A 22,303-nucleotide genomic window follows, 5' to 3' on the forward strand; every position below is an offset into this window, starting at 1 on the left:
CGATTTGTCAAAGCACTACTTTTTTTGTTACTATTAAATAGATGTTACCTTTGTGCTAACATGGGGAAATACATACATAGAATATAAAGGGAAGTGATGTAATGAAAAAATTAACGAATGTCTTTTGGGGAGCAGGTTTTTTAGTTCTCTTAGCTGTTTTATTTGGTGCTTTTTTGCCAGAGCAATTTGAGACACTTACAACAAATATCCAAAAATTTCTAACGAGTAATTTTGGTTGGTACTATTTAATCGTTGTTGCGATTATTATTATCTTCTGCTTATTTTTAGTTTTAAGCCCGATTGGTACGATTCGACTTGGAAAACCTGGCGAAGAGCCGGGCTATAGCAACAAATCTTGGTTTGCCATGTTATTTAGTGCTGGAATGGGGATTGGTCTCGTTTTCTGGGGTGCCGCTGAACCTTTATCGCACTATGCTGTTCAAGCTCCCGGCGGTGAAGTTGGTACACAAGCTGCTATGAAAGACGCGCTTCGTTATTCATTCTTTCATTGGGGCATTTCCGCTTGGTCAATTTATGCGGTTGTAGCCTTAGCACTTGCTTACTTTAAATTCAGAAAAAATGCGCCTGGTTTAATAAGCGCCACACTGTATCCGCTTTTAGGAAGACATGCCAAAGGTCCGATTGGTCAATTGATTGATATTATCGCTGTTTTCGCGACGGTCATCGGTGTTGCGACGACGCTTGGCCTTGGCGCTCAACAAATTAATGGTGGACTCACTTACCTATTTGGTGTTCCAAACAATTTTACAGTTCAATTTACGATTATCATTATCGTTACTATTTTATTCATGTTATCGGCAATGTCTGGTCTTGATAAAGGGATTCAGCTGTTGAGTAATGTAAATATTTATGTCGCTGCTGTACTACTCGTTTTAACGCTTATTCTCGGACCTACCCTTTTCATTATGAATAATTTTACTAATTCATTTGGGGATTACTTACAAACAATTATCCAAATGAGCTTCCAGACTGCACCTGATGCGCCGGATGCACGAAAATGGATTGACTCATGGACTATTTTTTACTGGGCTTGGTGGCTTTCCTGGTCGCCGTTTGTCGGGATTTTCATTGCACGAATTTCACGTGGCAGGACGATCAGACAATTTTTACTCGGGGTTATCGTGCTTCCGGCTCTAGTAAGTGTGTTCTGGTTTGCCGTATTCGGTGGCTCCGCGATTTTTGTCGAACAACGTACAAACTCCGCGCTTTCCAGTTTAGCGACAGAACAAGTACTCTTTGGGGTATTTAACGAGTTTCCAGCTGGGATGGTGTTATCGATTGTGGCGATGATTTTAATTGCCGTATTCTTTATTACTTCAGCGGATTCTGCCACGTTTGTCCTCGGTATGCAAACGACTGGTGGCTCCTTAAACCCACCGAACTCCGTCAAAGTAACCTGGGGACTTTTACAAGCAGGAATTGCAAGTGTGCTACTTTACGCAGGCGGATTAACAGCACTTCAAAATGCTTCGATTATCGCCGCCTTTCCATTTTCAATCGTGATTATTTTAATGATTGTCTCCTTGTTCATCTCTTTAATAAGAGAACAAGAAAAACTCGGCTTATTCGTTCGACCGAAAAAATCACAACGTTCACAACTATAATAAAAAGGGCTGAAAATCTAAAACTAGATTTTCAGCCCTTTTTTCATCCTTTTTTCTGCTTTGCCGCGATTATTTCACGATAGCTACGAGTTTGTTTAGGATATTTTTTCCGAAAGAAATGTTGCGAAACGACTGCTAACACGAGTGAGATGGCGGTAATTGGAATAGAACTTCTAAAAATACCGACCATTAGTAATAAAGCACTGGCAAATAACGTTGCATTAAAAAGGAATTTTTCCATTGGTTACTCCTCCAAATTGTAGTTTAGGTCGCGATCATGCGCTAATTTTTTAATACCTAATGCATCAAATACTAACGCTTTTTCTGCAATATAAGCATTGTATTCGATACGTTCTAGCATATCATACGCTTTGTGCAAGGATGTGTCTAATACGACAATCCCGTGTTTATTTAATAGGCTTGCACTTGGAACTGCTTTTTCACCTAGCTCGATAACGTGTTTACGAACGATTTCCGCAAGTTCCGGGCTAGTCGCTGGTGCAAATTCAAGTGTTGGAATTTGGCCGATTTTTTGTGTTGCTTCTGTTAAGTTCGGCAGTTCCATACCAAGTGTTGCGAATAACATTGATTCTTTTGGATGGGCATGAAGTACACAGCCGATTTTTGGATTTTCTACGTAACAAGCACGGTGTAAGTTAATTTCTCTTGTAACTCTTCCGTCTCCTTCTACGACTTCATTGTTATTATCCACTACAAGGATTTCATATGGGGAAAGATCGCAAAGTTTTGCTTGACTCATCAGCGTTGGCGTCATAATAATATGTTCGCTATTCATGCGCACACTTACATTTCCTCCCGCTGCATTTGTTTCAAAGCGGTCAAACATCGTCTTCACTATTTTTGCTAAATCTTCACGTTCTTTTTGGTATAACATATTATCTCTCCTCCAATTGTATAATACTTACTTGATTCTTGAGTTTTCCAGCAGCTTCTAAATCAAAGCTCGAACTGTCTTGTTGCATGACTTTGCTGGCTGAGCAACCTGTCGCGACTTTTAACGTTTCGGTAATCGGCATATTCATTGCAAGTCCTGCGATAAATGCGCCGACAAACACATCGCCAGCCCCGGTATCATTGCGTTCCTGCACTTTTGGTGGAATAACTTGATACAATTTGCCATTATGTGCGCACATCGATCCTTTTGCTCCGAGCGAAACGACTAAATAAGGAATTTGCTTGGCTAACGTGCGAATGTTTTCTTCCAGTGAATTCGTCTTTTCATCTAAAATGGCCACCACTTCGTCTTCATTTGGTTTAATGAAATCGACGCCCATTTCGACAGCTAAGTTTAAATAGTCACCGGAATTATCGCATCCGAGAAACGCGCCAGTTGCTTTGACAGTTCTTAGTAGTTCTTTAAAATCAGATAATGTATAATGAGGAGGCGGGGATCCGGCAATCACCACCATGTCCTCTTTTTTAACTTTTTTAGCGATTTGTTTTAAAAGGTTCTCTTTGTTGGTCTGACTTACGGTAAAACCAGCTTCTGGTATCATCGTGCTGCCATTCGTGTCATCACTCAAGACGACGAAGCATTCTCTTGTCGAAGTTCCAGCTTCTACAAGGAAATCATGGTTGATATGCTTTTCTTTTAGAATGGCATATAGTTTGTCGAGATTGTCTGATCCCGCAATTCCAAGTGCTTCATTTTTAATGCCGAATTTCGATAGCACGCCCGAAACATGAAGCCCCTTTCCCCCGCAATCAAATTCCGTTTTTTTGACTCGATTAGTCTTCCTTTTTTCCAACTCTCCATTAATGAAAAGCAACCGGTCAATAGCTGGATTTAATGTTATCGTGTAAATCATCTCATCACTCCTATTTCTTAAGAGCTAGCTTTTTCTAGTTCAATAGTTCGTTTTTTCATCATTTTCACATAGAATACTAGTAATAGTACCCAAATTGCGACAAAAATAAAGCCTAAAATAGTGAACTGTGCTGCTTCTGCAAATACATAACGGAACACTGGATACTCAAGCGTACTCCAAGTAATTTGTTGTCCAGCTTTAAGCGAAATTGCTCCAGTTGAATGCGCTAAATCTGTGATTGATCCTGCGAAGAAAGTCGATACATATAAGAAAATTGGTGTTGTAATTGTTCCTAGGATAATCATGCGGATCAAGTTCCCACCTGTTACGATAAGCGCTGGTGCACACAAGGAAATATTTAATATTCCGGCAAATGGTAAAACGCCATTTCCTGGTAAAATTAGCGCGAAAATAAGTGTAACTGGAACCATAAGAACGATTGCTACCCATACTTCACTACATCCTGCTAAAATCGGCCAATCTAGCCCAATGAACAATTCACGGTTTTTAAATTTACGTTTCATGAATTCAGAAATACCATCAGATAATGGTGATAAAGCTTGCATAAATAGTTTGGCAACCATTGGGAATAGCGTTAATGCTGCAGCGGCTTGCATAGCTAACATCAAAGTTTTCGCTACATCATAACCAGCAGCAATCCCTAGAAGTCCACCGATAATAAAGCCCATCACGTGGTTTTCGGCAAAAATACCAATTTTATCTTTTAATGCATTGGCATCCATATCTTTACGAAGTGCTGGAATTTTCTTCAATAACCAGTCAATTGGCATTAAGAAAATACAGAAAATCATCATACCGTGGGAAACTGTTACCCCGGGAATCCCATTTAATTCTTGAATTTGACGTTGGTTTGCATCACATAGAATTAGTTCCGTAACAATTTGAATTCCGGCAACGATAAATGCTAAGTAAACATTTTGTGTTACGCCGATAATTAGTACTGCTGTTAGAATTTTTCCCCAAACATTCCATAAATCGACGTTTAAGGTTTTCGTTTTATTAATAACAAGCATAATTGCATTAATCCCGAGTTGTAATGGGAACATCAAGAAGGCAAATGGCCACGCCCAAGCAAGAGTTGCCATTGATGTCCATCCTCCGTCTAAGATACTTAAGTTAATCCCAGTTCTCTCAGCAAGTCCTTGTGCAGCTGGTGTTAAAGCTTCAATCATAAAGCCGATAACGATGTTCATTCCAAGGAAAGCTACCCCTAGAATAATCCCCGCACTTACTGCGTCTCTTACTTTCATTCGTACGATTAGCCCAATAATAATCATCAGTGCTGGAACAAAAACGGCAGCTCCAAGGTTCAAAATAAACTGTATAACTGATTGTAATGACTCCATTTTTTCACGCTCCCTATTTTATCTTGTTTGTTTTTATTTTAAGGCGTTTAATAATTTTTCTGTTTCTTCGTCCATGCCCATACCAGTTAAGAAAGCAATACCATTTAATGTTGGAATATCAAATTCTTTATTTGCTTTTGTAATTGCCACGTAAACATCACTTGTTTTAATGTGTTGCTCTAGTGATTTAATGTCTACTGCTTCAACCGTTGCACGAACTCCCTTTTCTTTTAAAATGCGTTCTACTTTGGAGGCAACTGTTTGACTTGTCGCTACTCCGGATCCACATGCTACGATAACTTTTTTCATTGTAATCACTCTCCAAATTGTTTTTTTAGGAAATCACATAAAGTATTGCTATCATTCATTTCTTTTATTTGTTCCACAAAGTCTGCTTCCATAAATTTTTCCATGATACTTGAAAGCAGTGGAACTTGATCTTGGGGATTTTTGATTCCTAACATGAAAATTACTTCGACATCAATCCACTTATCTGTCGTTCCCATTTGAACAAAAGGAACCGGGGTAGAAAGTTTATTTACGAGTACAAAAGGCCGTTTTACATAAATCGTGTCTGTATGAGGAATTGCAATTTTGATGCCATTCATCTCGAGTCCAGTAGGAAAAACTACTTCTCGGCTTGTTACTGCTTCTTTAAAAGTTGGCTCTACATACTGCTCTTTCTCTAATATATTGCTCGTGTATTCAAAAAGTTCTGCCTGACTCTCGTAACTTGAATTTATCAGGGTTAACTCTTTTTGAAACAAATCATGGTAATCCACGCGACGCTCACCCCCTTTCAAGGATTTCAACGATTTTCTTTTTGTTAGTTGACGCGAGTAGTTCCGCTAGTCTTTCTGGCTGTAAGAAAATTTCGTTCAATTTTAGTAATAGTGGTATGTGTTTGTTTTGTTCGGATGGGGCTAGCGCAATCATGATTTTGACTGCTTCGTTCTCTGGTGTTCTTGTGTCCGCTTTCATTATCATCAACTGAATATCTTGCTCGATGACCCCATTCGCTGGTTTAGCATGAGGTAAATAAATGTTCGGTCCAATCATCATCTGCTCATAATTTTGATAGAATATTTCTTCGCACGTTTGAATGTAACTAGCATCCACCGTTCCTCGCTGTAACATCGGTGAAAATGCCGCCGAAACGAGCCCCTCCCATTCAAGTGACGTTTCTAAAAAATGAACCTGTTTTTCGGTAATCCGCATTTGTTCGGGTTCTTTTTTCTCCACGGGCTGCTCTTTTTTGCTAAAAAACGATTCTACTTTTGCTTGCACTAAGCGAATATTTTCTTCCGGAATTTCATCTTTTAACATGGCGAGTAGTTCTTTGGTTTTTTTATGACTGTCCATTTCGATGGCTTTATCGACTTGTTCTCTGAGAATTTGCCGGCTATCTTTACTTAAAATCGACGGGATCACGAAAATGGTGGCGTCGCTTTGGACTGGAACGGTCGTAAAAATAAAATCGATATCACGTGCAACGGTATTTAATTGCCGCACCGCATAAGCTCCTTGAAAATCAATATTTGGAAACATCATTTTCAAGTTTTCTAACAGTAGTTTGGAAATGGATGTACCACTTTTACAAAGGACGACTGCGCGGAAAATCGGCTGTTCCGTTTCCTCGATTTGATACATCCATCCAAGAACTATCATCGAAAGATACACAATTTCCTCTTCTGACCACTTATGGCCAACCAATTTTTCAAAAGGTTTAGAGGCTTTTTCTACAATGTTGAATGTTGGAGTGTATTCTTTGATAAATTGTTTTTTAAGTGGGTTATTGATTTGAAAACCTAAAATCGTCCGGTAAATGGCTGGTCTGACATGTAAAATCACTTTTTCTTTAAATTCATTTTTCTTCATGATTTCGGTTGCAAAATACATTTCTAGTAAGCGGATGAACTCATCAACTGCGTAGGCGATTTCTTCACTGTCTGAGAAATGAAGCGCCGACTCGACTAAGTTCGAAGCGAGTACTTGTAAAGATAAGTAAAGCAAATCATTTTCACTTAAAAAGTCATAACCCCAAAACATTTCTTTCATTATCGGGAACTCACGGGTATTTTTGATGTCATACATTTCAATTTTAAATGTCCATTTTTTATTTGTTACTTTGGACCGTTTGATGATGCCATGGAGGATATAGGGCAATTCTTCCATTTGTTCATCTGTAAATGTAATTTGGAGTTTACTTTCGACTTTTTCCAGTCGTTTCTTTAGTAAAAAGACTTCGCTGACTGTAATGAGCTTCTTTTCATCAAGTACGAATTTTCCGTACGGGGTCTGAACGACTTCGCGAATGAGTTCCGCCAGTAAATTACGAATCAGAAATTCTGAACCGGAAACTGCATAACCATCTTTTCGTGAGTAATCTAGTTGTATTTCGAATTCATGCAAGCTTTCCTTGATACTTTTCACATCTGTTAACATCGTATTTTTACTTACATAAACGTATTCCGCAAGCGCGCCGAGTGACATGTAATGATTGTGAAGCAGTAGTTTAATCATAATTAGTTTGCGACGAATATTTACCTCATAAAACGAAAACAGCTGTTGCTCTTCTGCTGTTAAAAGCCGGTAACAAGCTTCTCTACATACATCTGTAACAAAAATCATGTCATGGTCAATTAAAATTGGTTCTGACTTTAGTAGATGGTTTATTTGTGTAATCTGTGCGCTAATTGCTTCTTTTGATACCTTAAAATTTTTGGAAACATTTCTAAGATTCACTTGCCGATTCAAGAGCAGATAAGTAATTAATTCCTTACAATTCTGTTCCATCTACTTTCCCCTCCCTTATATTAATAGTAAATGATAACCCTTACATAAAAATGCTGATTCATCACAACTTCGCTTTTGGCAGAAAGATTTATTGTGATGAGTGACATTTCCGGGTTACTTTCTATTATAGATTAGAAGGTATTCAAGGGGAATATGAAAAAAGTGCGAATCAGCATTAAATCACGCTTCATCACACTTTTTTTCTAGTAAAATTTGTTTTATTATTGTCGCAACACGTCTTGCTTCTTCCTTTTCAAGTCGCGCATAAGTCACACGAATGACCGTCTCTTTTACGCCAAATAAAAATCCAGGCATCACGAGTAAATCATTCGCTAAAAAAATATCAAAATCACGAATCGCGCGAAATTCAATTGGTAATTTCACCCATAAATGAAATCCGCCTTTTGGTTTAATAAAAGTCAGCTCGTCTGGTAAAATTTCATCCAAAGCTTCAATTAAGTTATCGCGGCGCTGTTCTAAAACATGGTGCAATTGTTTTAAATGGCTACTATACCCCGCCGTATTTAAAACACCGTTAGCCAAAACTTGCGGAAAAATACTTAAACCAAAATCCATCTCTTGCCTTGCGAGCGCGAGCCGTTCAATCACTGCGGTTGGTCCGATTAGCCAACCAATTCGCGTAGTTGATCCCATGATTTTTGAAAGTGAGCCGATATATAAAACATTATCCGTGTCCAGTTGCTTTAACGGCGCCGGAATTCGGCTATCGAGCGCAGCCAATTCTGAAAAAGGATCATCTTCCACAATCGGAATTTGCAAGTGAGCGCAAATTTTCACAAGTTCTTTGCGCCGCTTCAAACTCATCACTAGCCCAGTCGGATTTTGAAATGTCGGATTAACAAATACCATTTTGACACGATGTTTATGGTATAAATCGCGCAACTCAGAAATAATCACGCCATCCTCGTCCATTGGTAAAGCAAAAATCCGCAAGCCCGCTGATTGAAATAACGATAACGAATAAAAATAAGACGGCGACTCAATCGCAACAGCATCACCCGGTTTTAATAAACATTGCGTAATTAAAAAGAGTGCTTGTTGCGCACCAGACGTAATCAAAATTTGCTCCGGTCGCGATTCTAACCCATGTGCCGCCTTCATTTGTTTTTGAATGGTTTCACGCAGAGGTCTGTAACCTGCCTCGTCTTCATACTGCTCTTCTGCAATAAAAGACTGCCACGAAAGGCTTGGCGTCTCCATTTTCGGCGTCATTTCTAGTGGTAGTTCACCGCTCGCTGCATCAATGACCCGTTCCGCGTCCACTCGTTCCATCACGCCGGCTTGGCGAATATAAGGAACTGCTGGCGTAAAACCACCTTGTGTTAAATAATGGCGCCAATTCGTTGACTGTCCCGCAAAAAGCCCCCATTTTTCCGCATTAACCGTCGTTCCGCTTCCTTGTTTGCGGATGATAACAGCCCGCGCCGTCAGTTCATCAAGCGCCCGCACAACCGTCGAACGATTCACACCGAACAACTCCGCCAACTGCCTTTCCGGGGGCAATTTTTCTTCTGGCAAAAGTTCGCCATTCATAATTTTCGTTTCGATTAAATCAACAATTTGTAAATAAATCGGTAAACTCGAATTTCCAGTTAGCTGCCACATCCACACCATTCCTCCTATATAAATTGGATGGAGAAAACAACATCCAATTGGCTGTTTGTACGAAATGGCTTTTAGCTTATCATAATAGTCAGGTAATTTCAATTAACTTTGATGGAGGTTATTAATATGGAGAAAAAAGTTGGTACAGATCGTGTAAAACGTGGTATGGCGCAAATGCAAAAAGGTGGCGTCATTATGGATGTAGTCAATGCCGAACAAGCAAAAATTGCGGAAGAAGCTGGTGCAGTGGCTGTTATGGCACTTGAACGGGTTCCTTCTGATATTCGTGCAGCCGGTGGTGTCGCTCGTATGGCCGATCCTCGCATTGTCGAAGAAGTAATGAACGCTGTCTCTATCCCCGTTATGGCAAAAGCTCGCATTGGTCACATTACAGAAGCGCGCGTCCTCGAAGCAATGGGCGTGGATTATATTGACGAAAGTGAAGTATTAACGCCAGCCGATGATGAATTCCATTTATTAAAATCAGATTTCACTGTTCCTTTCGTATGTGGTTGCCGTGATATCGGTGAAGCACTCCGCCGTATCGGTGAAGGTGCTGCCATGCTCCGTACAAAAGGTGAACCCGGAACTGGTAATATCGTCGAAGCTGTCCGCCATATGCGCCAAGTAAACGGCCAAATCCGCCAAATTGCTGGCATGACAGATGATGAATTAATGGTTGCCGCTAAAAACTTCGGTGCTCCATATGAATTAATCAAAGAAATTAAAACACTTGGCAAACTTCCGGTCGTTAATTTTGCTGCTGGTGGTGTTGCGACTCCCGCTGATGCTGCACTAATGATGGAACTTGGAGCAGACGGCGTTTTCGTTGGATCTGGTATCTTCAAATCCGACAATCCAGCTAAATTCGCTAGCGCTATCGTCCAAGCTACAACTTACTATACTGACTATGAGTTAATCGGAAAACTGTCCAAAGAGCTAGGTTCCCCGATGAAAGGAATCGAAATGTCTCGCCTTAACCAAGAAGACAGAATGCAAGATCGGAGCATTTAATATGAAAAAAATTGGTGTCCTTGCAATTCAAGGTGCAGTTGATGAACATATCCTAATGATTGAATCAGCCGGTGCTCTTGCTTTTAAAGTAAAGCATCCAAACGATTTAGATGGACTTGACGGGCTTGTATTACCCGGCGGAGAAAGTACGACGATGCGCAAGATTATGAAGCGTTATGATTTAATGGAACCAGTCCGAGCATTTGCAAAGGAAGGGAAAGCTATCTTTGGGACTTGTGCCGGACTTGTGCTTTTATCCAAAGAAATTGAAAGTGGCGAAGAAAGTCTTGGATTACTTGACGCTACCGCGGTTCGCAATGGTTTTGGTCGGCAGAAAGAAAGCTTTGAAGCCGAGTTAAATGTAGAAGCATTTGGTACCACTCCTTTTGAAGCCGTGTTTATCCGTGCTCCTTACTTAATAGAACCGAGCGACGAAGTAACTGTATTAGCAACCATTGACGAGAGAATCGTCGCTGCCCAACAAGCGAATATTCTCGTAACCGCCTTCCATCCAGAACTAACTAATGACAATCGTTGGATGCGCTACTTCCTCGAAAAAATGGTATAAAAAAACACAGCAGAATCTGAAATATGATTCTGCTGTGTTTTTTATTATTTATTTTACCAAAGATTCCATATATGATTTCGCATCTTTTTCCGGAATCCCCTCAGAAATATAAAATTCATACGTGTATTTCTCCAAAGCTGGAAGATACTTCGATACATCTTCGCCAGCCTTGCTCATTTTACTAATATCAATCATCGAAACATCGATATTTTTTCTTTGTGCCTTCGTCAAATCTTCATAAGGGATATTTTTTTCGTAATAAGAAACCATAACATCCTTACTAATATCTTTTCGATAAGAATCCCCAACAAACATAAGTACAATTCCCGCTACTACACAAAGGCCTAAAACAATCCCCATTGTGCTAGTAGGACGAAATCTCCCTTTTGTAGATGAGTGCAGAATGTTAATAATAAGTACGCCAATAGGATAAGCCAAAACTAGCGCTCCTCCTATATACATCATTAATTCTCCAGTATTTTGAATCATTAGAAGCCCTCCCTATAATGTGAATTACCTGAATCAAAACTTTCTTGAATCTCCTGAACAAAAGGATTTTCGGTATCAAAGCATTTTTCAATTAATCTAGCACTAGCAAACTGCGTCTCCCAAATATCAAACACTACTTTGTCACCACGTTTCACTTCATACACTCGATATACTTGTGCTTGTCTAGCGTCCATAACCCCATTGTAATCGTATAATTTTGCTTCAATAGAATCTATACGATGAAACCAAATAATTTTCTTTGTAATTAAATTACCGTGAACTATAGCACCGTTATATACATTTACATACTTGGTAGCACTTAACGTAGACCAAACAAACCATAAACCCAAAAGAGAAAGGATAATTAGTTTAGCATTGAAAGAGTCTCTATAAAAAAAACCAATTAAAAAAGCTATCAAACATATAAAAATAGGGAGAATGAAGTGCCCACCACTACTTCTTTTTAACATTAATATTGGTGTCCCAATCTCCTCGATAACAGTATTAGAACGATTAAAGAACACCTTAAACATAGGAAACTTAAGCTCAAATTCCTGACGAAGATTAGTTTTTCTTTTATCATTTATTCTCCTTGATAAAAAAATAGCAGCTCCAACAAATACAGCAACACCTAAAAGAGCTACCCACTTAACTATACTCTGATCCAACTTTTCCAACCCTTTCTTTTCATCTAGTAGATTTAATGTAGTTAATAAAGTTTTCTGTGAAGACAGTTCAGAAAATAAAACTGCTCACTAAAATTGGAAATTACAAGTTTTTATCCATTATTTCAGTATAGTATTTCGTTTCCAAATAAATTTCCTAAAAACAGACCAACAATTACTGTAAATTCGACCAAAATATGTCGATTAAATGGATTGCTATTTTAAATTTTTATCGTATAAGTACTTGTCCATTAAATTCCTTCCAATCTGCAAGGAAATCCTCATGCTGTTCATTAACTAACTTAGGTATCTCAGCCTCATCAAAAAATTGCAACTCCATTGTTTCCTCATCCTGAACAGATAACTCCCCACTTACATAGCACAGTTCAAAAAACACTGAAATCGGCTGAACTTTGTCCCCATTCGGATAACTATCTTCATAATTAGAATATATACCAACTAATGATTTCACTTTAACAAGAATCCCCGTCTCTTCTAAATACTCTCTAATGACTGCTTCTTCAAAAGATTGTCCTAATTCAATGGCCCCTCCAGGGAATCCCCAAACCTTTTTATCGGTTCTTTTTTGTAGAAGTATCCTTCCTTGCTTATCCCGAAGACCACCGCTTACAAAATTTAAAATAATTTTATCTTGCCCCACTTTTTCTCTGATCCATTTGATATAGTTGCTCATTTTTTCACCTTCCTTAATGTTCTTCTGTTAATTTGTTAAATGCTCTAAGTCAAGTAACTTCAAAATAGATGCTGTCACTTGCTTCGGTGAATCGGTGTTTTTAGTTGAAATCCACTGAAGCATTGTCCTCGTTAAACCACCTAAAATAAAGGTTTTTTGTATCTCATTTAATCCTTTTATTGCTGGAACTTCTTCCATTATTTTTTCTAAAAAAGAATAGAATGGCTGATCCAGTAAATAAATGAGATTATTTTTGATAAGGAGTTCCATTACCTCTGTATCTCTTTTCCAATAGGTAAAACATTGTAGCAAAGCATTCTTTATATCAATCATTCCTCCTGATTTCTGTATTTCATTAAAATATTCTTGAAACAAATAATTAGATCTCGTAAGTAAAATTTCTTCTTTATTATCAAAATTCCGATAGAAAGTTAAGCGGGCAACTCCTGCTTTTTTAGTAATCTCTGTAATTGTAATCGACGCATATGGTTTTGTTTTTAAAAGATCTAGTAAAGCTTCTATAATCCATTTCTTACTCAACATAGCCTGTCTATTTTCATCCATTGGAACTCCTCCTCAAAGTGTAACAAATCATGACTAAGTGTATCTTGTTTTATGAAATGACAAGTAATACACTATTAACTGTAACATATGTAACACCTAATGAAAAATGAAGGAGGATAAATGATGACATTATTTTTAACATTATTGAGTGGTATTGCTTGGACCATTGTCTATATAGAATTAATCCGAAATGGGATAAAACACAAAACCTACGCCATGCCGTTATTTGCTTTAAGTCTAAATTTTGCTTGGGAGGTTATTTATTCCATAAACGATTTAGTAATTAATTCTAATAGCATTGGTGTACAAGGATTAGTCAATCTAATATGGGCTTGCTTCGATTTAATTATTGTTTACACTTACTTTAAATACGGAAAGAAATACTTTCCTGAAAATGCAAAAAAATATTTTATTCCATTTAGCATACTTGTATTTATTACAGGTTTTGCCATTCAGCTTGCTTTTTATTTTAGTTTTGACCCAATTCCAGCTGCGCAATATTCCGCTTTTATGCAAAACGTCGCCATGTCTATTTTATTTTTAACTATGCTTTTCCAACGCCACAATACACGGGGACAAACATTATTAATGGCGTATTCTAAATGGATTGGTACACTCGCTCCAGCATTACTAATGGGACTTTTACAAGAGATTAATGTCTATATCCTTATTTGCGGTTTTCTTTGCAGTATTTTTGATATTTTATATATTATTTTCTTGAAAAAAAGAAAATCCACAGAAAATAAATTAACAAGAAACGGAGGGGTTTTATGAAACGGATTTGTATCATTTTTGACCACCCTTACACTGGTGATGCATGTTTTAATGAACCGCATAACCGAAGTTTCTCTGCAGCATTGTTACTTCAAGCAAAAGAAAAATACGAACAAAAGGGTTATATTGTGGATGTTATTGATCTTCATAAGGACGGATTTGATCCAGTAATGCATAAAGAGGACTTAATAGCTTGGCGCAAAAAAGAAGTAAATCATCCCTTAATTAAGAATTATCAAGAACGAATAATGATTGCCGAGGAACTCCTTTTTATTTTCCCTATTTGGTGGGAAGCAATGCCTGCGATGATGAAAGGCTTTTTTGATAAAGTAATTGCCAAAGGAATTATTTACGAAGAAGTAAACGGAAAAAAACTATTCAAAAATAATTTAGTTAATTTAAAAAAAGTAAAAATGGTGACAGTGATGGCGACTCCTCACTTGATTTATAAATTTATGTTTGGCAATCCAATTACTAAAATTGCCTTTAGAGGGACTTTTAGAAAAATGGGCTTTCATAAATTGAAATGGCTTAATTATTCCGCAGTGCATAAGCTGAGTGCTAACGATAGAGAAAAATTACTAGATGCTTTTAGTCACAAAATAGAAAAATAAGCAGAAATCTTGTATGGGACGCTTTTTTTAGCTCTATACAAGATTCCTGCTTTATTATTTTTAACCATCAATCAAGTTTTATTTATTCACTGCTTGTGCCGCAGTAATCAACGTTAAGTTATAAACGTCATCTGTATTACAACCACGAGATAAATCATTAACTGGTGCATTTAAGCCTTGTAAAATTGGTCCAACTGCTTCAAAGTTACCTAAACGTTGCGCAATTTTGTAGCCAATGTTTCCTGCTTCTAGGCTTGGGAAGATGAATACATTTGCGTCCCCTTTAATAACAGAACCTGGTGCTTTTTTCTCCGCAACGGTTGGAACAAATGCCGCGTCAAATTGGAATTCACCATCAAGCGTTAATTCAGGTGCTTTTTCTTTTGCAAGTGCTGTTGCTTCTACCACTTTTTCCGTTTCATCGGATTTTGCAGAACCTTTTGTAGAGAAGCTTAACATCGCAACACGTGGGTCAATGCCGAAGATTTCTGCTGTTTCCGCACTAACAATCGCATTTTCCGCTAAGTCCGCTGCAACTGGTGCAATATTGATAGCTACATCACTGAATAAGTAGCGTTCTTCGCCGCGAACCATAATCATCGCGCCGGCAACTTTACTTACGCCTGGTTTTGTTTTAATAATTTGTAGTGCTGGACGAACAGTGTCACCAGTAGAGTGAGCCGCGCCACTTACAAGACCCTCTGCTTTTCCTGTGTATACAAGCATTGTGCCGAAATAGTTTGGATCAACGAGCATTTTACGTGCAGCTTCTTCAGTTGCTTTACCGTTACGACGTTCTACAAATGCATCCACTAATTCATCAAAAAGTGGATCGATCGCAGGTTCGTGAATAGCGATTCCTTCAACTGAAACGCCAATTTCTTTTGCTTTTGCTTCAATTTCCGCTTTGTTTCCAAGCAAAATTGGTTGTACGATATTTTCTTTTTGCAGACGTGCAGCTGCTCCAACAATACGTTCATCTGTTCCTTCAGGTAATACAATGCGCACGTTTTTCCCAGTAACTTGTCCTTTGATTGTAGTAAATAAATCACTCATGTGTTAATTGCCTCCATTAATATACATATTATAGTTACCATTTTACTATAAAAAAGCGCAACTTGACAGAAAAAAAGCGATTAAAAACAGCTCCAGCACTTATTTTCGTGTATCAATACAGAGGGAAAAAGGCATGCTACTTAGGGAAAAGAGCATCGTTCTACGCAGAAGTTTTTTTGCTGTTATACCCTACTATTTTGCTATTCTACTAATAAATCCAAAAAAAAAACACTTCATATTAAAGTCTGTTCGTGATAAAATGAACATAGTTGATAATGATTATCATGTTCAATACATAACATAAAAGGAGGCCTACTAGCTTATGCAATTAAATGAAACTGCTGTCGGTGAAAAAGTGCGCATCTCAGAATTAAAAATCGAGAACGCCATGCTCAAACGTCGCCTACTTGCACTCGGTTGCGATGAAGGTTGTGATATTTGTATCAAACAAAAAGGACTATTTGGTGGTCCCTGTACTTTTGAAACAAAAGGGCAATATATTAGTATTCGTCAATGTGATGCTTGTGCCATTATGGTGGAACGCAGATGAGTCAAAATACTTATTGTTTACTCGGAAACCCAAATACCGGAAAAACTTCTTTATTTAATGCATTAACAGGCTCTTATGAATATGTAGGGAACTGGAGCGGCGTAACCGTCGAAAAGAAAATCGGTACGTTGCGCTCAAAAACAGGAAAATTAATTGATTTACCTGGTATTTATGACTTAAATCCGATTTCTCGTGATGAAACAGTTGTCACTCGTTTTTTATTAGAAGAAAAATTTGATTGTATGTTAAATATTGTCGATTCCTCGCAAATTGAGCGCAACTTAAATTTAACGATTCAATTACTCGAATTCGGCGCACCCGTTGTGATGGGACTGAATATGATTGATGTAGCTGCCGGTCGCGGTATTCATCTAAACATCCAGAACCTTGCCAAACAATTGCGCATTCCGATTTTGCCAGTAGTTGCTCGTTCTGGAAAAGGTACAGACGATATTTTATCTACTTTGTCAGAAAAACACGTAGCTCCCGCGATTCCACTTGTTTTACCATATGGGGAACCCGCGGAAAAAGCGATTACTGAAATCCAAGCTTTAATAAAAGACATGATTCCTGCCAAACAATCTCGCTGGCTTGCTGTTCAATTTCTTTCTAAAAATGAAGTCACAGAAGAATTTTTAGCGAAATGCCCTGCTTTGGAGCAATTAAAACATATCCGCACAGAACTCGAAATTGCGCTTGACGGTAAACTAGAAAATCATTTTCACCAAGTTCGTGTGAATTACATTCATGATATTTGTTTAACCTCGGTCGAATATACTCGCCATTCGGATATTCCACTATCCGACAAACTCGATAAAGTTTTCACCCACAAGTTTTTTGGCATTCCTATTTTTCTTGGTATTATGTGGTTGATTTTCCAAATAACCTTTACTTGGGTTGGCGCACCGCTATCTGATCTGCTCGATGGTTTTATTGGCGGGCCGCTGACGGACTCCGTAACATCCTTTTTAACAGCCATTGGCGCATCTGGATTTATCACTGATTTGGTCACAGATGGTATCATTGCTGGTGTCGGAGGAGTGCTTGTCTTCGTCCCACAAATCTTGGTTATTTTCTTCTTCATTTCTATCTTAGAAGATTCCGGATATATGGCCAGAATAGCAGTCGTTATGGACCGGGTAATGGAGATTTTCGGCTTAAATGGGAAAGCTTTTATTCCGATGATTATTGGCTTTGGTTGTAATGTCCCTGGAATTATGGCGGCGCGCTCGATTGAAGAATCCAAAGAACGAACACTAACTATTCTCGTTTCACCATTTATGTCCTGTTCCGCGCGACTTCCTGTTTATGCTCTTTTTGTAGGCGTGTTTTTCGAGAAACATCAGGCGCTCGTAGTACTTTCACTTTACGTTATCGGTATTTTAATGGCACTCATTGTCACTAAAATCCTTTCAAAAACAATACTTAAAAAAGATAATTCCGTATTCGTCGTCGAACTACCGCCCTACCGCCTACCATCACTTAAAACTTTATGGCGCAGCACGTGGGAAAAAGGAAAAGGATTCTTGCGTAAAGCGGGAACATTCATTTTTGCAGGCTCGGTTATCATTTGGTTGCTAAATTACGCTGGTCCATCTGGACTTGATGTTCCAATGGGCGAAAGTTTCTTAGCAATCATCGGAGGCATGCTCGCTCCGCTACTCGTTCCACTTGGTTTCGGAACATGGCAAGCGGGAGCCACCCTTATTCCTGGTTTTCTAGCAAAAGAAGTAGTCGTTTCCACAATGGCAATTATTTATGCAGTTGGAGAAAGTTCGCTTGGCAGCATCGTTGGCACTTTCTATACGCCACTTTCGGCTTATTGCTTTATGTTGTTCATCTTGCTTTACATCCCTTGTTTAGCAACGGTTGCAGCGATTCGAAAAGAAACTAGTTCGTGGAAATGGACCGCATTTGCTGTCGCTTATCCACTTGTTACAGCCTACGTATTAGTATTTCTCGTTTATCAAATTGGTAGTCTATTCGTTTAAGAGGGGATGTTTTTCGTGAGTATAATGGTTAATTTATTACTTGGCGGCGCAATTTTCGGCTACACTATTTACGCGATTATTAAATTTATCAAACGCAGTAAACAAGGAAAATGTGGCGGCTGTGAACTTGAAAAAGCCTGCAATTGCGAGTCAGACGAGCATACAAATTTGGATCATATATTTAAATAGAAAAAAGAGCCTTTTCTAAGGCTCTTTTTTCTATTTTGTCTCCGGTTTTATCGTAACCGCAACAATTTCATATGGATTCCCTAACCGAGGAAATGCTTTTTGATTAAAACTACCTGCGCCAAGTCCTGCTGAAATAATCATCGTCTTCCCATCTTTCGTATGCTTCCCGTAAACATAATCTGGCAAAATAACTCGCTGCGGCCCCGGAGCAATCGCGCCAATATTCGTGTACGGAATCCGCACAATCCCACCATGCGTATGACCACTTAACGTTAAATCAAAACCATTTTCCACATAAAGCTCAAAATAATCTGGCATATGGGACAAAAGAACTTGATAATACGCTGAATCTTGCTGGCTTTTTATTTCGGCTAAACCTTCCTTATAATAAGGATAGTCATAATCTAATTTCGCACTACTCCGCAACCCAGACATTTGAAATTTCTGCCCATTAACATCGATAGTAGCCGTTTTATCTTCCAAGTTAACCACACCCATTTTTTCTAAAAAAGGCTTGTAGTCGCTCTCATACGCACCTTTCACATCATATTCATGATTTCCCGGCGAATAATAAACTGGCGCAATCTTCGTTAATTTTTCAATAAGTTCTTTAGGAACACTATCGCCTTGCCTATCAAATAAATCCCCCGTAATCGTAATCACATCTGGTTGTAGCGCAACTACTTTATCTACTAATTTTTCGTTTTTATTCCCAAATTCACTAAAATGCAAATCCGATAATTGCACGATTTTAATCTCTTGGTCAATTTTAGCAGAACTCACTTCGTATTTTTTTACCGTCAACCGAGTCCCAAGAAACCACCCCACAACTAAAAGTAGAACGATAAGAATAACTGCTATAATCCATTTCATTTTTAAAGACATTTTCCCACCTCTATGTTGTCCATTTTTTGTAATCTTTTAAAGGTTTTTCAATCACAATTACTTTCATTATAACCTAGATTAGGTACTGACTCAAAAAGCACGAAAAACTCACCCCAAAAAATTGAAAACAGAAGAATAATAAGTTGACATAAAATGAATAAAGTATATAATTAACTTATAAAAACTTATTAAATGATTAAATAAACTTAAAATAAATTAAACGAGGTTGGTGAAATTATGAACCAAAAAGAACGAATAGTGGAAGAACTGAAGCTGTTAGAGAAACAAAAAACGATTTCTCAAGAAGAACTTATGCGAATTTTTTCCATTTCCAAAGATACAGCAAGGCGAGATATTTTAAAATTAGTGGAAAGTGGACTTGCGGAACGATATCCAGGTGGCGTGTCACAACCGATTTTAAAACCGCAAATAGAAAGTTATACTAGTAGATTAGTGAAACAGAGCGCACAGAAACAAGAGATTGCTCATGCGGCTGGTAAAACGATAAAAGATCATATGACAATCTATTTAGATGTTTCTACCACCGTTCATTTTTTAGCATCAGAGCTCGAGCAACATGATTTAGTAGTAGTAACGAATTCGATGGATAATGCCATAGCTGCATCTCAGAATCAAGATAATAAAGTATACTTGCTCGGTGGTTTTTTCAACTTCCATTCGCGTGTATTATCAGGCGAGCCCGTTTTAGACCAACTCAAACAATTTAATTTTGATCTGGCTTTTATTGGCGGAGCTGGACTAACGGAAGATGGTATCTTTTATTCAGAACTTACAGATGTATACATGAAGCAAGAGATTATCAGAAATTCCGAAAAAGTATTTTTACTAATTGATAGTACAAAAGTGAATAAAAAGGCAGCTTCCAAAATTGATTTTTCTGGAATTGATGCCGTAATAACAGATCAGCCTTTGCCAAAAGATTTAATGCAGCACCTTATTTCTAAAGAAGTAGAAGTTATCTCTTTGAAAGGATTGTGAAAATAATGGCCGTTATCAAAAATGTAAAAATTTACAAAGAAAATGAATTAATCGATGCAACAGTTATTACAGAAGGAAATTTGATAAAAGAAGTTTGTTCGATTACGCCTGAAAAGTATTCAGATGAGCCAACTTTTGATGGAAATGGACAGTTGCTAATTCCCGGAATGATTGACGTTCATATTCATGGGGCAAATAATTACGATATGATGGATGGCTCAACAGAAAGTATCCAAGCTGTTTCGATGGCTTGTGCGGAAACAGGATGTACTAGCTTCCTAGTAACATCGGTTAGTTCCTCTTTTGAAGACTTGATTCAAATGATTAAGCAAACCAAAAAAGTAATTGGAAAAGAGAAAGGTGCCAAAATTGCAGGAATTCATTTAGAAGGCCCCTACCTCAATATAGAAAAAAAAGGAATGCAAAATCCAGCCTATTTAAGACACCCCGATTTAAAAGAAATGAAAAAGATTTTCGATGAAGCAGATGGTCTGATAAAAATGGTCACGATTGCGCCAGAATTGCCTGGGGGTATCGAACTCATTGACTTCTTGAAAAAAAGAGGCGTTGTTGTCGCCATTGCACATTCCAATGCCACTTATGAAGAGGCGCAGAATGCTTTCGAACAAGGAGCAACTCACATCACACATTGCTTTAATGCTATGCCAGCCATTCATCACCGGGCACCAGGACTTGTTACAGCAGCCTTGGAAAATGATTCGGTAAGCGTTCAAACCATTGTTGACGGGGTCCACCTTCATCCTGGAATCGTGCGTCTCATTCATAAAATTAAAGGACCAGATAAAATGGTTCTCACAACCGATGCCCTTCAAGCAATGGGAGTTGGCGACGGGGAGTATATTTTTGGCGGTCACCAAGTAACAGTTAAGAACGGCATCGCACGCTTAAAAGACGGGACATTAGCTTCAAGTACCGTGACGATGAATAAATCCTTAAAGTTAAGTAATGAATTTGGGATTCACTTACAAGACGCTATTCAAATGGCAGCAAATACACCCGCAGATATTTTAGGAATGAAAAATTTTGGTCGAATTGAAAAAGGTTATATCGCTGACTTGGTTTTACTTGATGAAAAATTCGAAGTTCTAAGTACGTGGATTAATGGTGAAAAATACTAAATTGACTGGACCAATATCATCAAAGGAGTGGATTATAAAATATGCCAGTATTCAAACACGAAGGAATTGATTTTAACTATGAAATACAAGGAAAAGGTATCCCCTTTTTGTTTCTTCATGGACTAGGTGATAATTTAAAATTTGCTTTTGAAACATTTAACAATGATGAAAAAATCCAATTAATTTCATTGGATCAAAGAGGTCATGGGAAAAGCGGACATGATTCCAGAAAACTTAGCTACGATAGATTGGCAAGTGATGCATTAGCGTTAATGGATTATTTAGGAATACAGCGTTTTTATATCGGAGGATTATCTATGGGGGCTGGTGTGGCAGTGAATTTGGCAGTCCATGCAGAAAATAAAGTGATGGGACTTATATTACTTAGGAGTTCTGCGACAGATGAGCCGATGAAAAAAGAAGTGATAGAATGGTTTAGTACTGTAAGTAAGTATTTGCCTAGAGAAAATGGTTCTCAGTTATTTGAGCAGGATCCGATATTTCCATCGATAAAAGCTACTTACCCTAAAGCAATTGATACTTTTAAACGATATTTTGAAGATGCCGCCTCTGTTAATTACTTTAAAAAATTTATTGATATACCTAGAGATAGCCCAATAAAAAGTAAAAGTGAGTTAACTAATTTAACGATTCCCACACTTATACTTGCAAATAACTATGATGTGATTCATCCGATGGAATACAGTTTATTTTATGCACGTAATATGAAAAATGCTAATTATTATGAACTCACGCCTAAGACCATTGATGCAGAAAAACATAAAATCGAAATCGATACCTATATTAATACATTCATCCTAAGTAACTCAAAATAGAAATAAAAAAGCAGAAATCTTGTATATGCCATT

General features: G+C 38.0%; 25 protein-coding genes. 11 read left to right on the forward strand and 14 right to left on the reverse strand.

The genetic code is table 11. The features are described 5' to 3' along the window. Positions 1-101 precede the first annotated feature (101 nt). Positions 102-1,625 (forward strand): BCCT family glycine betaine transporter BetL, encoded by a 1,524-nt coding sequence (gene betL, locus HCJ30_RS11135; RefSeq protein WP_185392204.1) that lies wholly within the window; start codon positions 102-104, stop codon positions 1,623-1,625. 43 nt (positions 1,626-1,668) lie between these two features. On the opposite strand, the gene HCJ30_RS11140 is transcribed toward betL, so the two are convergent. The 8 genes from HCJ30_RS11140 to HCJ30_RS11175 all read right to left on the reverse strand — a co-directional run bounded on the left by HCJ30_RS11140 (position 1,669) and on the right by HCJ30_RS11175 (position 9,243). Beyond that, positions 1,669-1,866 carry a hypothetical protein gene (locus HCJ30_RS11140; RefSeq protein WP_008948403.1) on the reverse strand — a complete coding sequence of 66 codons (198 nt, stop codon included), beginning with the start codon at positions 1,864-1,866 and terminating at the stop codon, positions 1,669-1,671. A 3-nt stretch (positions 1,867-1,869) separates the two neighbouring features. Continuing rightward, the gene (locus HCJ30_RS11145; protein WP_185392205.1) at positions 1,870-2,520 is read right to left on the reverse strand and encodes a class II aldolase/adducin family protein; all 651 of its coding nucleotides are present in this window, start codon (positions 2,518-2,520) and stop codon (positions 1,870-1,872) included. A 1-nt stretch (position 2,521) separates the two neighbouring features. Next, positions 2,522-3,454, reverse strand: a complete 933-nt coding sequence (locus HCJ30_RS11150) for a 1-phosphofructokinase (protein WP_185392206.1) — start codon at positions 3,452-3,454, stop codon at positions 2,522-2,524. Positions 3,455-3,471: 17 nt separating this feature from the next. Then, a complete protein-coding gene (locus HCJ30_RS11155; protein WP_185392207.1) occupies positions 3,472-4,821 on the reverse strand; it encodes a PTS galactitol transporter subunit IIC in 1,350 nt (449 codons plus the stop codon). 33 nt (positions 4,822-4,854) lie between these two features. After that, the gene (locus tag HCJ30_RS11160; protein ID WP_003722354.1) at positions 4,855-5,130 is read right to left on the reverse strand and encodes a PTS sugar transporter subunit IIB; all 276 of its coding nucleotides are present in this window, start codon (positions 5,128-5,130) and stop codon (positions 4,855-4,857) included. Between the two features lie 5 nt (positions 5,131-5,135). After that, positions 5,136-5,603, reverse strand: a complete 468-nt coding sequence (locus HCJ30_RS11165) for a PTS sugar transporter subunit IIA (protein ID WP_185392208.1) — start codon at positions 5,601-5,603, stop codon at positions 5,136-5,138. A gap of 7 nt (positions 5,604-5,610) precedes the next feature. After that, a complete protein-coding gene (locus HCJ30_RS11170; RefSeq protein ID WP_185392209.1) occupies positions 5,611-7,617 on the reverse strand; it encodes a BglG family transcription antiterminator in 2,007 nt (668 codons plus the stop codon). 180 nt (positions 7,618-7,797) lie between these two features. Further along, positions 7,798-9,243, reverse strand: coding sequence for an aminotransferase-like domain-containing protein (locus HCJ30_RS11175; protein ID WP_185392210.1), 1,446 nt, complete (start codon positions 9,241-9,243; stop codon positions 7,798-7,800). Positions 9,244-9,369: 126 nt separating this feature from the next. Here HCJ30_RS11175 and pdxS point away from each other — a divergent pair, with 126 nt between their 5' ends. Together pdxS and pdxT are read left to right on the forward strand one after the other, a co-directional pair. Continuing rightward, positions 9,370-10,257, forward strand: a complete 888-nt coding sequence (pdxS, locus tag HCJ30_RS11180) for a pyridoxal 5'-phosphate synthase lyase subunit PdxS (protein WP_185392211.1) — start codon at positions 9,370-9,372, stop codon at positions 10,255-10,257. Between the two features lies 1 nt (position 10,258). Continuing rightward, positions 10,259-10,825 carry a pyridoxal 5'-phosphate synthase glutaminase subunit PdxT gene (gene pdxT / locus HCJ30_RS11185; RefSeq protein ID WP_185392212.1) on the forward strand — a complete coding sequence of 189 codons (567 nt, stop codon included), beginning with the start codon at positions 10,259-10,261 and terminating at the stop codon, positions 10,823-10,825. Between the two features lie 48 nt (positions 10,826-10,873). Here pdxT and HCJ30_RS11190 read toward each other — a convergent pair whose 3' ends face one another. The 4 genes from HCJ30_RS11190 to HCJ30_RS11205 all read right to left on the reverse strand — a co-directional run bounded on the left by HCJ30_RS11190 (position 10,874) and on the right by HCJ30_RS11205 (position 13,237). Beyond that, entirely contained in the window at positions 10,874-11,314 is a 441-nt protein-coding gene (locus HCJ30_RS11190) for a hypothetical protein (protein ID WP_185392213.1), read from the reverse strand. Then, a complete protein-coding gene (locus HCJ30_RS11195) occupies positions 11,314-11,982 on the reverse strand; it encodes a hypothetical protein (protein ID WP_185392214.1) in 669 nt (222 codons plus the stop codon). The genes HCJ30_RS11190 and HCJ30_RS11195 overlap by 1 nt, the downstream gene beginning before the upstream one ends. A gap of 226 nt (positions 11,983-12,208) precedes the next feature. Further along, complete coding sequence (locus tag HCJ30_RS11200) at positions 12,209-12,673, reverse strand: NUDIX hydrolase (protein ID WP_185392215.1); 465 nt, start codon at positions 12,671-12,673, stop codon at positions 12,209-12,211. Between the two features lie 27 nt (positions 12,674-12,700). Further along, positions 12,701-13,237, reverse strand: coding sequence for a TetR/AcrR family transcriptional regulator (locus HCJ30_RS11205; protein WP_185392216.1), 537 nt, complete (start codon positions 13,235-13,237; stop codon positions 12,701-12,703). 123 nt (positions 13,238-13,360) lie between these two features. Here HCJ30_RS11205 and HCJ30_RS11210 point away from each other — a divergent pair, with 123 nt between their 5' ends. Beyond that, positions 13,361-14,011: a transmembrane-type terpene cyclase gene (locus HCJ30_RS11210; RefSeq protein WP_185392217.1), complete on the forward strand. Its 651-nt coding sequence runs from the start codon at positions 13,361-13,363 to the stop codon at positions 14,009-14,011. After that, entirely contained in the window at positions 14,008-14,625 is a 618-nt protein-coding gene (locus HCJ30_RS11215) for an NAD(P)H-dependent oxidoreductase (RefSeq protein ID WP_185392218.1), read from the forward strand. The genes HCJ30_RS11210 and HCJ30_RS11215 overlap by 4 nt, the downstream gene beginning before the upstream one ends. Positions 14,626-14,703: 78 nt before the next feature. Here HCJ30_RS11215 and pta read toward each other — a convergent pair whose 3' ends face one another. Beyond that, positions 14,704-15,681 carry a phosphate acetyltransferase gene (gene pta / locus HCJ30_RS11220; protein WP_185392219.1) on the reverse strand — a complete coding sequence of 326 codons (978 nt, stop codon included), beginning with the start codon at positions 15,679-15,681 and terminating at the stop codon, positions 14,704-14,706. Between the two features lie 322 nt (positions 15,682-16,003). Between pta and HCJ30_RS11225 the strand changes: the two genes are divergently transcribed. From HCJ30_RS11225 to HCJ30_RS11235, 3 genes are read left to right on the forward strand one after another with little or no spacing between them, the layout of a single operon-like run. Further along, on the forward strand, positions 16,004-16,231 hold the full coding sequence (locus HCJ30_RS11225; protein ID WP_003722363.1) for a FeoA family protein: 228 nt from the start codon (positions 16,004-16,006) through the stop codon (positions 16,229-16,231). Continuing rightward, entirely contained in the window at positions 16,228-18,222 is a 1,995-nt protein-coding gene (gene feoB, locus HCJ30_RS11230) for a ferrous iron transport protein B (protein WP_185392220.1), read from the forward strand. The genes HCJ30_RS11225 and feoB overlap by 4 nt, the downstream gene beginning before the upstream one ends. Positions 18,223-18,228: 6 nt before the next feature. After that, positions 18,229-18,411 (forward strand): FeoB-associated Cys-rich membrane protein, encoded by a 183-nt coding sequence (locus HCJ30_RS11235; RefSeq protein ID WP_003724531.1) that lies wholly within the window; start codon positions 18,229-18,231, stop codon positions 18,409-18,411. A gap of 30 nt (positions 18,412-18,441) precedes the next feature. Here the strand turns inward: HCJ30_RS11235 and HCJ30_RS11240 are convergent, their stop codons facing one another. Continuing rightward, positions 18,442-19,296, reverse strand: coding sequence for a metallophosphoesterase (locus HCJ30_RS11240; protein ID WP_185392221.1), 855 nt, complete (start codon positions 19,294-19,296; stop codon positions 18,442-18,444). 237 nt (positions 19,297-19,533) lie between these two features. Here HCJ30_RS11240 and HCJ30_RS11245 point away from each other — a divergent pair, with 237 nt between their 5' ends. From HCJ30_RS11245 to HCJ30_RS11255, 3 genes are read left to right on the forward strand one after another with little or no spacing between them, the layout of a single operon-like run. Further along, positions 19,534-20,295, forward strand: coding sequence for a DeoR/GlpR family DNA-binding transcription regulator (locus HCJ30_RS11245; protein WP_185392222.1), 762 nt, complete (start codon positions 19,534-19,536; stop codon positions 20,293-20,295). Positions 20,296-20,300: 5 nt separating this feature from the next. Next, positions 20,301-21,434 (forward strand): N-acetylglucosamine-6-phosphate deacetylase, encoded by a 1,134-nt coding sequence (gene nagA, locus HCJ30_RS11250; RefSeq protein WP_185392223.1) that lies wholly within the window; start codon positions 20,301-20,303, stop codon positions 21,432-21,434. Positions 21,435-21,475: 41 nt separating this feature from the next. Next, complete coding sequence (locus HCJ30_RS11255) at positions 21,476-22,270, forward strand: alpha/beta fold hydrolase (RefSeq protein WP_185392224.1); 795 nt, start codon at positions 21,476-21,478, stop codon at positions 22,268-22,270. Positions 22,271-22,303: the final 33 nt, after the last annotated feature.

The sequence above is a fragment of the Listeria cossartiae subsp. cossartiae genome (genome assembly GCF_014224155.1).
In the GTDB taxonomy this organism is placed as follows: Bacteria; Bacillota; Bacilli; order Lactobacillales; family Listeriaceae; genus Listeria; species Listeria cossartiae.